The following is a 12,837-nucleotide window of genomic DNA, read 5'->3' as shown; positions in this document are numbered from 1 at the left end:
CCGCGGCCCGGCTGTGGGGATGGGCCAGGCGGCGAGCGGCCTCGAGGCTGGCCTGCGGAGCCCCCAGGAGAGGAGATAGGTGTTGGGGTCTCCCCCGATGGGGTCGTCGTAGAGGCCATACGCTGTGGAGGTGTTGCTGCGGGTATCGGTCAGGAAGATAAAGTCGCTGGGGACGGCGGTAGCGCCGGGCCGACCGGCCAGCGTGGTGAGATCCCGAAACACATCGGTGCTGCCCCGGGTGGTGCCGATGCCGATGGTCTGACGGCTCAGGTAAAGGAGGCGGTCTTGGTTGTCCAGGCTCAGGCGCAGGGGGGTAAAAGCAGCCAGGGCGCTGAGGTCCAGCGGCGGGTTGATCGAGGGGTTTAGGGTGGGGGTGTTCAGGTTCACCTGCCAAGCGGTGGGCAGGGCGGTGGAGGTGGGATCGGTCGGGGGGCAGACCACCAGCAGGGTGCTCGAGCCCAGCCTTAGGTATCCCTGGCTGCAATTGACCCCCAGCCCTGGGGTATCCAGGGTGTTGGCCGGCAGCGGGGGGGCCGCCGCAGGGTTGGTGGTGAACCCGGTCGCGCTGTAGCGCCGCAGATCGCTGGCGGTGAGCACCCAGAGCTGATCCCCGGCGCCCCCCTGGAGGCCGCGCTGGTATAGCACGCTCACGATGGGTTGGTCCAAGGTCCAACTCCAGACCAACTGGCAGACGCTGTCCTGGGCGCTGGTCTTTTGGCAGCCGCTGATGCTGGCGCCTGAGCCAGGCTGGAGCCTCGAGGTGTCATAGAAGCGAATCTGGGGAGCGCTGTTGGGCGGGGCGACCGCTACGGCCAGGACCGCTGCGATCTCGTCGGTGGTGCTGCCCGTGCAAGACGGCAGAAAGGCCAGGGCCAGAAGAAACATCCAGGCATAGGGTTTCACCGCGTACCTCCGGGGGTGGGGTTGAGCGAAGGGGGGTTAAAGCTGAAACCGTTCTGGTTGAACAGCAGGTCGGTAGCGCTCCCCCCTACGATAAAAGAAACCTTGAACTCGTTGTTAAGGGCATCCAAACTGGCCTGCAGGGCCCAGCAGCAGCGGTCAATGGTCACGACCATTTTGGGCTTGAGGATGGTCTGCTCGAGGTTGGGCAGGTAAAAGACCTGAGAGGTGTTGGTTCCCGAGGTGTTGTAGAGGATGCTCAAGAAAAGCCGAGTGTTCTCCTCGCCCATAAAGCTGAAGGTCGGGCCGAAGTTTTGGAAGGTGAGCAGGAAGCGCCCGCTGCCCAGGGCGGTTTGTCGCTCGGCCACCAAGCTGCCCTGGAACGCCAGGCCGGGGGGGTCGGTTTTGCGCAAGGGGGCCGGGAAGATCTCGGCTTCCCCCTGGAAGCGCAGGGTTTGCAGATAGGCCAGGTTTTCGTTGTTGGGGGTGGTGGGGTCGTCGGCTTCGGGCAGGTGATACTGGAGATAGATCTGATTGATGAATACCTCAGGCTCGCGGATGGCGGTCTGGAAGGTCAGGAAGGGGTTCTTGACCAGGCCCTGCAGGTAGTACCAGGTGCCCTGCAGGGAGAGGCTGGTATCGGTGCCGTACTGATAGACCAAGGCCAGATTGGCCGTTCCCGCGGTGGTCAGGGTGGGCAGCTCGGGGTTGCCGAAAACCACGTTGTCGCTAAAGCGGAGGGTATGGAGCCCCAGGGTGAGCTGGGCGCTGCCGCTCAAACCAAAGGGGGTAGGGGTGGGGATATAGGTGGTCCCCGGCTGGGGCAGGGGAAAGTAGAGGTGGCTGAGGGTTTGGCTCAGGGTGAAGGTGGTATCCCCCTCGCGCCACAGGAGGTTGCCGGCGGTGCTGATGGCCTGGCCGGTGTTGAGGTCGCGGCGGTGCTGAAGCCCGGCGCTGAGGTTCTCGGGGTTGTAGCTGGCCGAGAGCTGGAGGGGGTCGTAGCGGTTGTATTGCAGCACGCAGTTGAAGGGGGCCGTGGGGTCGCAGACCAGAGGCCGGGTCTCCTGCTCCTGCACGTCGGTCCAGCGGTAGCCGGTGCTGGCGCTGAGCAGCCAGGGCAGCGGGCTGTAGGTCAGGCGGGTGGAAAGGGCGCCGCTCAGGCCCAGCTCGAGGTTGCGGGTATAGCTCAGGGCAAAGCTGAAGGGCTGGGGGGTCAGGCTCAGGTTGGTGGTCAGCAACCCCCATTTGCCGTTTTGGATGTCGCGGGAAACGCTGTTGCTGAGAGAAAACCAGGACCAGAGCTGGTTGCGCAGGGTGAAGGTGGCCAAGGGGTAGAAGACGCGGTTCTCCAGATCCCGGCTGGCCTTGGCGCTGAAGGCAAAGGCTGGGTCAGGGGTGTAGTCGAAGGTGCCGGTGAGGTAGGTGGTGCGGGTGGTGCGGCCAGGAAAATCAAAGGCAAAGGGGGTCCCCCCTTCGATGTCGTTGCGCTGGAAGTTCAGCCCGAACCGGACCGCTCCCAGGGTCTGGCTCAGGGTGGCGTTGGTTTGCCAGTTGATGAGGCGCTCGAGCTCACCTTGGGAATTGCGGGTGGTGTAGTAGATGCCCCTGAAGTTGTTGCTCAGATTGAAGCCCAGCCCCGGCCAAGGGGGCGCGGTGAGGGTATAGGTCTCATTGTGGATGAGCTGAAGCCGCCCGGCCGCCAGATAGGGGATGTTGCGGGCGGTGCGGTTGAAGGGGTTGGAGGGGGCTTCATAAAACCCGAGCTGGAGGCTTCCATTGATGCTGAACCCAGGGCTTTGGTAGCCCTTGGGAAAGCTGACCTCGACCTCGGGGAGCCGCTGGGGGGTGGCCCGGGGGGAGCGCCCCAGGCTGGGGTTGTGGTCAATGTAGCCATCCAAGGTGAAGCGGTAGAAGGGTTCCGCGGCCCCTGGGGTGTTGGTTGGGGTGGCGGCCTCGAGCCGGAACTCGGTGTAGTCGGGTTGTCCGCCGAAGCTGGAAAAGGGGTCACCCAGGGGGTTGGTGACTCCGGACAGGTCGTCGCGTTTGATGCTCGCGCTGTAGCGCCAGTCCGGGTTGTCCAGCCGGTATTGGAGGTTATAGACCCAGATGCCGTCGCTGGTCGCGCTGGGGGTGGTCGAGCCCTGGGGAAGGGCAATGGGCGGGAGGTAGAGGAACTGGTAGCGCTCCTTGGCCGCCCCTACCCCAAAGTGATCGAAGCCGATGCCCCAGCCGCGGTTCTCGAAGTAGCGCAGAAAGGTGTATCCCAAGCCGAAATCCGAAACGTAGGGCAGATCGGCAAAGACATAGACCCCATCGGTATCGCTGCTGCCGATCTCGAGCTTGGGCCGACGCTCCGACAGATAGAGGAGCATCGCGGGCAGGTACAGCACCTTTTCCCCGCGCAGCAGCACCCATACCCCCCGTGCGATGATGCGGTCTCCAGGGTAGAGCACCACCTCGTTGGCCTCGAAGGCGTAATCCGGCTTGTCCTGGGCACAGCGCTGACAGGGGGTGAGGTAGCCCTTTTGCAGCAGGATCTGCCCGGCAGCCCGCTCGCAAATCGGGCCGGTGAGGTAGAAATCCCCCGACTCGATCTTGACGCTGATGGCCTCGAAGCTCTCGTCCGAGGTGTCGAGGTCGAGGTCATCGGCCTGGATGATCTGGCCCTGCTTGTCCCGATAGTGCACCCCACCGCTGAGCATCAGGCGCTTGCGGGTGCGGTTATAGATCACCCTGGGGGCCTCGATGAGCTCGCCGTCACGGTCGAGTTTGACCGGGTTTCCGATCAGGATGATCAGCTCCTCACCGTTTTCGTTGCGCAGCTCGAGCCGCTCGGCCTCGAGGATCTTGAGGGTGGCGGCCTGCCCAAAGGAACACAGCAGAACAATGAGCAGAACCCTTAAGACCCCAAAGCCCTGCACCTCCAGCCGCCTGCCGCTCATCGCCGCCCCAGCCTCAAAAGCCCCAGCCCGGCCAGGGCATACAGCAGATTCGGGCCCCAGGCGGCTAAAAAGGGCGGCAACACCCCCTGTTCCCCCATAATGCGGGCCACGCTCCAGGTAGCGTAGTAGACGAAGGTCAGCACCACCACCCCGACCATGCCCAGGCTGCGGGTCTGGCCCAGCTGGAAAAAGGCCAGCCCCACCGCAAAGATCGCAAAGGAAAACACCGCCGCGGGCTCGGCCCATTTGCGGTAGAGCGCGGTGGCCTCAGCGTAATAGGGAAGCCCCTGCTTGCGGTACTGCTCGATCCGGCTGCGCAGCTCGGCTACGGTCAAGCTGAAGAGCCCACCCGGGGCCTCGAGCGAGAGCTCTACCAGCGGCACCGTGGCCTGCTCGAACTGCGCCACGGTGCGGGGCTTGGCTCCCCCATAGGTCGTCCGCATCCCTTTGGACAACACCAGCGAACCGGCCTCGAAGCGCCCATGCTCGGCCACCAGGGTTTCCTCCGCGGTGATCACCCGGATTTGCCCGATTCCGGCATTGTCCACCTGGCCGATGTAGACGATCCGCCCATAGGCGTCGGTGAGCCGGGTTCCAGGCTGCAGCAGGGCCCTGGGTTTGTCCAGGACGGCCTGGCGCAACATGCTCTGGCCCTGTTGCAGGCTGCGCGGTACCAGGCTCTCGGCTGCCAGAAACCCCAGCAAAAACAGCCCTGCCCCCACGATCAGCAGCGGGGCCAGCACCCGGACTTTAGAGATCCCGCCAGCCAGCATGGCCTTGAGCTCGGATTCCTCCCCCATCCGCGAAAGCACCAACAGCAGGGCGAACAAAAAGGCCAGCGGGAGTCCCCGCACCACTGCCTCGGGTACCCGATAGGCCAGATACTGGCTCACCACCCAGGGGTCGGCGCCTTTGGCCAGCAGCGGGGCCAGTACCTCGTATAGGGCCCCGATGAGGAGGGCCAGCACCACCACGGCCAGGGCACCCACGAAATAGGTGCCGACCTCTCGAGCCAGGTAGCGGTCTAGGGTGTTCACCGGGCCAACCTCCAGGTGAAGAACAGGGCGAGCCCGAGATAGACCAGGTTGGGCAGCCAGGCGCCGTAGGCCCCCAGCACGTCTAGCTTGGCAAACTGGGCCGAGAGGGTCCAGAAGGTCCAGTAGCCAAAAATCAAGACCACCACCGCGATGAAAGCCCAGGCCGCCTCGCGCAGGCTGAGCCCTACCACCACCGCGATCCAGGCCAGAATCAGCGTTCCGACCGCGTTGGAGTAGCGCCGCAGCAGGGGAAAGCGCGCTTCAGGGTCAGCCTTGGCCGCGTTGTAGAGTTCGGGCATCGGGAGCGCATCGTAGGAGACGTTTTTGGGTTGGAACCCGCTGGGAAAGGGCAGGGGATGCTGTGCCTCGTTGAAGATCTTGCCGTCCGGATTCACCCGATAGGCGTTGTACAGCACCCAGGCTCCGTTTTCCCAGCGGCCCGAATCGGCGCTCCAGATGGCTCCGCCGGGCTCGATAACCCGGATGTTCTCGAGGCCGGCCCCACTTTGCCCCTTTTGGGCCGGGAAAATCCGCTGAGCATAGTACACCCCCAGCCCTGCAGGGGTGTAGGTTTGGTCGGTAAGCACCCCCGAGGGCTCGGAGCCATAGTAAATCTTGTACTGGAGGTTCTCGAACCGCTCCTGAGCTATGGGTTTGATCCAGCCCTCGTTCAGGAACACCACCCCCCCGACCAGCAGCCCCAGCCCGATGACCGGGGCAATAAAACGATAGGGGGCGATCCCCGCCGCATAAGCCGCTTTGAGCTCGGACTGGCGAATCCAGCGGGCCAGGGCTACCAGCAGGGCGAAGACCAGCCCCAACGGGAGGGCCTGGCTTAGGGTATTGGGCATCCGGTAGGCCACCAGTTGCAGGATTTCCCCGATGGGGGTGTGCTGCCGCAAGAGCACCCCCGAAAGCGAGGAGAGCAGGTCGGTGGTGATGAGCCCAACGAAGAGCAGCACCCCCATCCCGTACAGCGACAATACCTCGCGCAAATAGTAGCGTTGCAGCATTCCTTGGGGCAGTATACGGAGCTTCAATGAGAGAAGTCGCCAAAGACGACCCGTAGGCCTTAGGAAATGTACCCCGTGTCTGCTCGAGCCCCCTCAGGATCGTCCGGGTTACCCCGCTCCAGGACAACCGGATCCCTATGCAGGATGAAAAAGGCTGTCCTCTAACGGACAGCCTTGCGGAGATAAGGTTAAGCGCCTCCGGCTTCCTGGCGGCACCCGCTCCTTGGCACTTAGGGCTGCTGCCTTCCGGCCCTGACCCGGTTCGCGCTGGTGCGCCGCGCCAGACCGAAGACGCGAACTCTAGGGTAGCACACCTGTGGCCTGCCGAAAAGCCACCGCCCTTTCGCCGCTACCACTCTGAAGTCTGGCGGATGTCGCGCTCTTCGGTGGTGGATCCAGGGCGGTATTTGGGGCCATACGAGCCGTACCCCCGGGCTGAGGTGGTGAGCCCCTCGCCGGAACGCAGGTTGTTGACCGCTACCCCGATGACCCGGGCTCCGATTCGCTTTAAGCTGTCCAGCGCAGCGCTCAGGCGGCGGCGATTGGTTGAGCCCGCACTGACCACCAAGAGCAGACCGGAAACCTGTGGGGCCACGATCAGGGTATCGGTGACCTCGAGGATCGGCGCGGTATCCAGGATCACCACGTCCCATTCCTGGAGCTCCAAAAGGCGCCGGAGGAAAGGGCGGAAATGCTCGGCCAGCAGCTCGGCGCTGTCGGGCAGGGTTTGTAAGCAGGGCAGCACGTGCAGCCCAGGCTCAACCTGATGGGCGGTGAGGGTGAACATCGGGTCGCGCAACACCGAGACAATATCCGCCCCCGCCGCAATGCCAAACTCCTTGTGAAGCACGGGCTTGCGCAGGTCTAAGTCGATGAGCAGGGTGCGCTTGCCGGCCCGGGCGTAGGCCTTAGCCAGCGCCAGGGAAATGCTGCTCTTGCCCTCCCCGGACTCGGCGCTGGTGATGGCGACGACCTTGGGGTGCTCGTCCATCAGGCTACGGTTGACATAGGTGCGCAGATAGCTGGCCGATTCGCGGGGCAGCTCGCGCCCATGCGCCCCCGGAGTGCGGGGAAACTCCCCCAGCACCGGCAGCCCGGTAATCCCGCTGGCCTCCTCAGAGTTGCGCACGGTACGGGTCGAGCTTTCGCGCAGGAGCAGGATGAAAAACCCCACCGCCAGCGTCAGGAATCCCGCCAATAAGGCGGTGAACAGGGGGCGGGGCGCTACCGGTTTGCTGGGCAGATCGGCAGCATCCAGCAAGGTCAGCTGGCCGGTCGCTCCTTGCTCGAGGGCCCGTACCAGATCAAGGTCCCGCTGCACACTGGCCAGGAGGGTACGGCGGGCCTCGAGGTCTTGGGGGCTCACCCCACCGCGATTCAGGTCGCTGTTAAGGCTTTTGAGCTGGGCCTCGAGGGTTTGGCGGTTGCGGCTGAAGGTTGAGCGCACCCGCTGATCATCCCAGTTGCGCAGGGCGTTGGCCCAGGCATTGGCGATCTTGGCAGCGTTGGCCGGGTTGGTGTCCAGCGCGCTCATCACGATCACGCTGCTTTGGCGCCCATCAATGGCCCTTACGCGTAATTTTTTGCGCAGCTCATCCAAGCGTTGGGTGGTGACCGGTTGGTTCCCCAGGTTGAAGGTGTCTTTGAGCACCTGGGTGCTGAGCGCAGCCTGAATATACGCCTGCGAATCGAGAGGGCTGCTGTTGGGCAGGCTTTGAAACTGCCCCCCGCCGAAGGCCACGGTTTGGGCCGAGAGCAGACGCGCAGTGGATTGGTATACGGGGGTTTGGCGCTTGCTGAGGAAATAGCCCAGACCCGCGGCAAGCACAAAGATGGCCAGCAACATCCACCAATAGCGCACCACCGTTCGCCACAGCTCGGCCAGATCAATCTTGATGTATGAGGGGAGTTCTCTCATCTAAGGGGAAATTGTACTATGCGCGCCTCAATCCAGCCTGATAAATCTCACAGCCATCCGAACCTGGAGGGTTATGTCTGCCGCTGGAGTGCTGCAGCATCGGGGAAGCGCTCCGTTATGCCCCTGGGGTTTGGCGTGACGACGGAGTCACGGGGGGGGTTATGCTCGAGGGCGCAGCAGTCCGGCCATCCAAGAGATCAGCAGCGCCAGCAGGGCCACCAGAGCGAACGAAACCCGCAGCGAGCTGACATGGGCCACCAGACCGATCAGCGGGGGCCCTACCAGGAAGCCCAGGTAACCCAGCGTGGCTACCGAGGCCAGGGCCAGGCCGGGACTGATGCCTGGGGTATTCCCCGCAGCGCTGAAGGCCAGCGGGAACAGGGTGCAGTAGCCCAGCCCGACCAGCACGAAGCCCAGCATGGCCCCCTGAGGATGGCTCGAGAGGAGCGTCACCCCAAACCCCGCAGCCGCCAGCACCCCCCCCACCCTTCCCAGCCACACCGCTCCAAAGCGTTCGTTAAGCCAATCTCCGCTCAAGCGGCCAACCACCATCGCCACCGAGAAAGCCGAGAAGGCCAGTGCGGCCACAGCCTCGCTGCTCCCGAGCTCCTGGCGCATAAACACCGCGCTCCAATCCCCGACCGCGCCCTCGCCCAACCCGGTGCAGAATACGATCAGCCCCAGCCCCAACAGCACCCCTCGAGGCCAGACAAAAAGCGGGCCAGGTGGGGAGGGTGGGGTAGGCAGCAGCACACGGGTGGCCCAGGCCAGCCAAAGGATGGAGCCTAAGGCCACCAGGCTAAAGAAGCCAGCAGGCCCCAGACCCACGGCTGCCGCACCTCCTCCCAGCGCCGCCCCGATCAGTCCCCCCAGGCTAAACAGGGCATGAAAGCTGGACATGATGGGCTTTCCCTGCTGCCGCTCAACCTCGACCGCCTGGGCGTTCATGGAGATATCCATGGCGGCATTGAAGAATCCAAAGAGGAAAAGGGCCAGGGCCAAGGCCCAGCCGTTGGGGGCCCAGGCCAGCAGCGGCAGGGCCAGGGCACAGGCCAAGGAGGCCGCCGTAACCACCCGGCGGCTGCCCAGGCGGGCAAGGGCGGCCCCGGTCAGCGGCATTGCACTCACCAATCCCAGCGGACCGCCCAAGAGCACCAAGCCCAGCTCGCCGGTCTCGAGCCCCAGATGGGCTTTGATGGCGGGGATCCTCGAGACCCAAGCCGCCAAGAGCACACCACAGATGAAGAAGAGGGTGTAGGTGGCGATTCGGGCCTGGGCCAGGTGGGGCAGGGGGTGAATCAGGCTCATCGGCGCACCGCAAGGGGCCTGCCCTGCTGGGCGCTCTCGTAGGCGGTGAGTACCAGCCGCACCGCTTCCATACCGTCCTCGCCGGTGCATACTACCGGGGCGCCCTCACGGATGGAGCGAATGAAATGAACGATCTCTCGGCTGTGGCCGCCTTCATCGGCAAAGCTGTAGAGGGTTTCATCGAGCTTGTCCCAGGTGGTTCCGAGGGAGCGGCGGTAGGCGTGGCGCAGCACCCGTTTGCCCAGGCGGTTGGTGCACTCCAGGGCGCCCTCGGTGCCGTAAACCCAGAAACCTTCCTCCCAGCCAGTGGCCGTCCAGGCATTCTCCACCGAGCCCAGGGCCCCCGAGGCAAACTCGAGGCTGGCCAAGGATACGTCTTCAACCTCGATGGGGAAACCCAGCGTGGCGATTCGGGCGAACACATTGGCCACCTCGCCCCCGAAGAAGCGGGCCAGATCGAACATGTGGCAGCCATTGTCCAGCATGGTTCCTCCCCCGGAGTTGGCCTTGAGCCCGAAAGAGGGGGCTACGGTTTTGTTTCCCCCCCAGTCGTGGGCCTGGCGCAGCCGGATGAAGGTCACCCTGCCAATGGCGCCCGAGCGAATCAGGTCTCGAGCCCGCTCGACCAGCAGGTTGGAGCGCAGGTGATGGCCGGTTTGCAGCACCACCCCAGCGCGCTGGGCGGCTTGGATCATGGCCTGACACTGCTCTAGGCTCATCGAGAGCGGCTTCTCGCACAGGATGTGTTTTCCGGCCTGGGCGGCTTTGAGGGTGGCCTCGGCGTGAAAAGCGTTGGGAGAGCAGACCGAGATGGCTTCCACCGCAACGTGTTCCAACAGATCGTCCACGCTGGCATAGCCGGGGATGCCCCATTCCTGTTCCCGGCGTTTGCGGGTGGGGGCGTAGGGGTCGGCAAAAGCCACTACCTCGGCCCCGGCGGCCTGGTAGCCGCGGTAGTGTTGGTTGGCGATGCCTCCAGCCCCGACAATGCCTACGCGCAGGGGGGCACCGGGGGTCTCGAGGCGGGGGCCGCCATAGGTATTGGGTTCAGACTTGGGGGAAACCTTAGATTTGCGGGGCATACGCGTATGGGCTCCTGAAAGGGGGTTGAGGCCTGGGGCTGCCGGTTACACGCTCCAGCTGGTGCCGCCGGCTGCTTCGCTGAGGATGGCCTGCCTAAGCACACCGATGGCCTTCTTCACCCCTTCCACCCTCGAGGCCAAGGCGTCTTCATGCTCGATCGACAGCACGTAGTCATAGCCGCTGGTGCGCAATGCGCTCACGATGTCGCGCCAAACCTTCTCCCCCATGCCGTAGCCCACGCTGCGGAAATACCACGGGCGGTCTTTGAGCTCTGGGGAGAGGTCGAGAACCCCCTTGACCGGGAGATTGACCGGGTCGAGGTAGGTGTCCTTGGCGTGAACATGGTAGATCATGCCCTCCAGTGCGCGAATCATCCGCACCACATCCACGCCCTGCCAGAACAGGTGGGAAGGGTCGAAGTTCAGCCCGATGGTCTCGCCTACCGCTTCGCGCAGGCGCAAGAAGCTGCCCAGGTTGTACACGCTAAAGCCCGGATGGGCCTCGACCGCGATTTTGACCCCATGGGCCCGGGCAAAAGCCGCCGCCTTTTTCCAGTAGGGGATCAGAACCTCATTCCACTGGTACTCGAGGGCCTCGGCATACTCCGGAGGCCAGGTATAGGTGATCCAGTTGGGGGTGGGGTCCTGAGGGGAGCCCCCAGGGGTGCCGGAGAACACCACCACCACCTCCACCGCGGTGGCTTCGGCCAGGCGCACGCTGCGCTCAAAGGCCGCGTGGTACACCTCGGCCTGACTGCGGTTGGGGTGCACCGGATTGCCGTGGCAGGAATAAGCGCTGATCTGAATTCCAGCCGCATCAAAGGCGCTCCGGAAAGCCTCGAGCTTACCCCGGTCGGCCAGCAGCACCTCGGGGTCGCATTGGGCTTGGCCGGGATACCGCCCGGCGGCAATTTCGCGCCGGTCTACCGGCCCGCTGCGCAACTCGACGGCCTCGAGGCCCAGCGCGGGCAGGGTTTCTAGCAACTCCTTCAGACTGAGGTTGCCAAAGATTGGGTTGAACACGCCCAGTTTCATTATGCCCCCTATCTAAACCGATTTACTAAATCGTTTCAGTAGTCTAACATAAGGCCGATGCCTGTCAACCCAAAGCGCCGCACAACCCTGCGGGACGTGGCCGAGGCCGCCGGGGTTTCGCCTTCCACGGTTTCCAACGCCTACAATCGCCCGGATCAACTCTCGCCTGGGCTGCGCGAGCGGGTACTCGAGGTGGCCCGGCAGCTCGGGTACTCCCCCCATCCGCTGGCCCGTGGACTGCGGCGGGGACAGGTGGGGGCAGTAGGGGTTCTGTACGGGGATAGCCTCTCCTACCCCTTTGCCGATCCGGTAGCAGCCCTGTTCATGCAGGGGCTGAGCTCGGTGATCGAGGCCGCCAGCCTGGGCTTGCTCCTGGTGCCGCGGCGTACGGTGGACGATGCCCTAGTGCGTACCGCGGCGGTGGATGGTTTTGTGGTGTATTCGCTCTTTGAGCACGATGCGCTGGTGGAGCGGGTGCTCGAGCGCGGTTTGCCCACGGTGTTTGTAGACCACCCCGGTCGAGCAGGGTTTCCTGCGGTAAGGGTCGACGACCTCGGTGGAGCCCAGGCGGCCGCGGCTCACCTGTTGGGCCTGGGGCATACCCGATTGGGGGTGGTGGCCCTGCCGCTTGGGGGGGCGGATGCGGCCAACCTTTCCTGCTGCAACGCCTCGAGGGCTCGGCTGCAGGGGTACGAGGGGGCTTTGCCAGGGACAGGGGCTTGGATGCAGGTGCTAGAGGTTGCTGAGAACCTGCCCAGCGAAGGCGCACGGGCCGCACGGGATTTGTTGAGCCTAAAGCCGCGTCCCAGCGCGCTGCTATGCATGAGCGACCAGCTGGCCCTGGGGGTGCTGGATGCGGCCCGGCAGATGGGGTTGCGGGTGCCGGAAGACCTCTCGGTGGTCGGCTTTGACGATATCCCCGAGGCCAGGCGGACCATTCCGGCCCTGACCACGGTGCATCAACCCCTGCTGGAAAAGGGGGTCTGGGCCGGTCGCTTGCTGCTGGCGCAACTGCGCCAGGAGCCGCTCGAGCCCCCCCCCACCTTGCCCACCCATCTTGTGCTGCGGGAGTCTAGCGGCTCGTTTCGGGGGTAAGGCGGCGGACCAGCTCCGCGTGGTGCGGATAAAGGCGGACCAGCCTCTCGCGCTGGCCCAGCTCGAAATCGGCGAACTCGAACCCTGGGGCCACCGTACACCCCACCAGGGCATAGCGGCCCGACGGGGCCAGGGTGGCGGCAAACCAGTAACCCGCCGGAACCACCCCCTGAAAAACCTGCCCGGCCTCCAGCTGGGGCCCCAGGTGAAGGGTGGAAAGCTCGCCTTCGGGAGAGATCATCCAGACCGTGAGGGGGTCTCCCTGGTAAAAGTGCCAGACCTCATCGGAAGCGATCCGGTGAAAGGCCGAAACCTGGGGCTGCTCGAGCAGGAAATAGATCGCGGTGGAGAAGGCTCGAGGCCCACCATAGCGCGGGGGTAGGTTGGAGACGGTTTCTGCCGAGCGGTAGGTTTGTCGGTAATACCCTCCCTCGGGATGGGGCTCGAGGCCCAGGCGCTCGATCCAAAAGGCTGCGTTTGGCATAAGGCTCCATTCCACCCGCGGAG

The 12,837-nt window shown here is 64.4% G+C and carries 10 protein-coding genes and 1 other RNA gene; 1 reads left to right on the top strand and 10 read right to left on the bottom strand.

Annotation, left to right across the window (positions count from 1 at the left end):
• The 9 genes from Mgrana_RS11655 to Mgrana_RS11615 form a co-directional block, all read right to left on the bottom strand.
• The coding region (locus Mgrana_RS11655; protein WP_119357783.1) for a hypothetical protein at positions 1 to 903 on the bottom strand (903 nt) is incomplete at its 3' end.
• Positions 900 to 3,842, bottom strand: a complete 2,943-nt coding sequence (locus tag Mgrana_RS11650; protein WP_119357782.1) for an LPS-assembly protein LptD — start codon at positions 3,840 to 3,842, stop codon at positions 900 to 902. The genes Mgrana_RS11655 and Mgrana_RS11650, both read right to left, overlap by 4 nt.
• Positions 3,839 to 4,879: an LptF/LptG family permease gene (locus Mgrana_RS11645; RefSeq protein WP_119357781.1), complete on the bottom strand. Its 1,041-nt coding sequence runs from the start codon at positions 4,877 to 4,879 to the stop codon at positions 3,839 to 3,841. Before Mgrana_RS11645 ends, Mgrana_RS11650 begins: the two co-directional genes overlap by 4 nt.
• Positions 4,876 to 5,892 carry an LptF/LptG family permease gene (locus Mgrana_RS11640; protein WP_119357780.1) on the bottom strand — a complete coding sequence of 339 codons (1,017 nt, stop codon included), beginning with the start codon at positions 5,890 to 5,892 and terminating at the stop codon, positions 4,876 to 4,878. Before Mgrana_RS11640 ends, Mgrana_RS11645 begins: the two co-directional genes overlap by 4 nt.
• Positions 5,893 to 6,084: 192 nt before the next feature.
• An RNA gene (ffs, locus tag Mgrana_RS11635) (signal recognition particle sRNA small type) lies at positions 6,085 to 6,184 on the bottom strand.
• Positions 6,185 to 6,241: 57 nt separating this feature from the next.
• Entirely contained in the window at positions 6,242 to 7,810 is a 1,569-nt protein-coding gene (locus Mgrana_RS11630) for a tyrosine-protein kinase domain-containing protein (protein WP_119357779.1), read from the bottom strand.
• Positions 7,811 to 7,969: 159 nt separating this feature from the next.
• The gene (locus Mgrana_RS11625) at positions 7,970 to 9,118 is read right to left on the bottom strand and encodes an MFS transporter (RefSeq protein WP_119357778.1); all 1,149 of its coding nucleotides are present in this window, start codon (positions 9,116 to 9,118) and stop codon (positions 7,970 to 7,972) included.
• Positions 9,115 to 10,200 (bottom strand): Gfo/Idh/MocA family protein, encoded by a 1,086-nt coding sequence (locus tag Mgrana_RS11620; protein WP_119357777.1) that lies wholly within the window; start codon positions 10,198 to 10,200, stop codon positions 9,115 to 9,117. The genes Mgrana_RS11625 and Mgrana_RS11620 overlap by 4 nt, the downstream gene beginning before the upstream one ends.
• Before the next feature lie 45 nt (positions 10,201 to 10,245).
• Positions 10,246 to 11,235, bottom strand: coding sequence for a sugar phosphate isomerase/epimerase family protein (locus Mgrana_RS11615; RefSeq protein ID WP_119357776.1), 990 nt, complete (start codon positions 11,233 to 11,235; stop codon positions 10,246 to 10,248).
• Between the two features lie 57 nt (positions 11,236 to 11,292).
• Between Mgrana_RS11615 and Mgrana_RS11610 the strand changes: the two genes are divergently transcribed.
• Positions 11,293 to 12,330 (top strand): LacI family DNA-binding transcriptional regulator, encoded by a 1,038-nt coding sequence (locus tag Mgrana_RS11610; RefSeq protein WP_119357775.1) that lies wholly within the window; start codon positions 11,293 to 11,295, stop codon positions 12,328 to 12,330.
• On the opposite strand, the gene Mgrana_RS11605 is transcribed toward Mgrana_RS11610, so the two are convergent.
• Entirely contained in the window at positions 12,308 to 12,814 is a 507-nt protein-coding gene (locus Mgrana_RS11605; protein WP_119357774.1) for a cupin domain-containing protein, read from the bottom strand. The genes Mgrana_RS11610 and Mgrana_RS11605 overlap by 23 nt on opposite strands.
• Positions 12,815 to 12,837: the final 23 nt, after the last annotated feature.

The organism is Meiothermus granaticius NBRC 107808, from assembly GCF_003574355.1.
In the GTDB taxonomy this organism is placed as follows: domain Bacteria; phylum Deinococcota; class Deinococci; order Deinococcales; family Thermaceae; genus Meiothermus; species Meiothermus granaticius.
This window is presented reverse-complemented; position numbering and strand designations above follow the sequence as displayed.

Coding starts and splice junctions, on each gene's coding strand:
- Mgrana_RS11620 (WP_119357777.1), bottom strand. CDS start 10,200: ATGCCCCGCAAATCTAAGGTTTCCCCCAAGTCTGAACCCAATACCTAT.
- Mgrana_RS11615 (WP_119357776.1), bottom strand. CDS start 11,235: ATGAAACTGGGCGTGTTCAACCCAATCTTTGGCAACCTCAGTCTGAAG.
- Mgrana_RS11640 (WP_119357780.1), bottom strand. CDS start 5,892: ATGCTGCAACGCTACTATTTGCGCGAGGTATTGTCGCTGTACGGGATG.
- Mgrana_RS11625 (WP_119357778.1), bottom strand. CDS start 9,118: ATGAGCCTGATTCACCCCCTGCCCCACCTGGCCCAGGCCCGAATCGCC.
- Mgrana_RS11605 (WP_119357774.1), bottom strand. CDS start 12,814: ATGCCAAACGCAGCCTTTTGGATCGAGCGCCTGGGCCTCGAGCCCCAT.
- Mgrana_RS11630 (WP_119357779.1), bottom strand. CDS start 7,810: ATGAGAGAACTCCCCTCATACATCAAGATTGATCTGGCCGAGCTGTGG.
- Mgrana_RS11650 (WP_119357782.1), bottom strand. CDS start 3,842: ATGAGCGGCAGGCGGCTGGAGGTGCAGGGCTTTGGGGTCTTAAGGGTT.
- Mgrana_RS11610 (WP_119357775.1), top strand. CDS start 11,293: ATGCCTGTCAACCCAAAGCGCCGCACAACCCTGCGGGACGTGGCCGAG.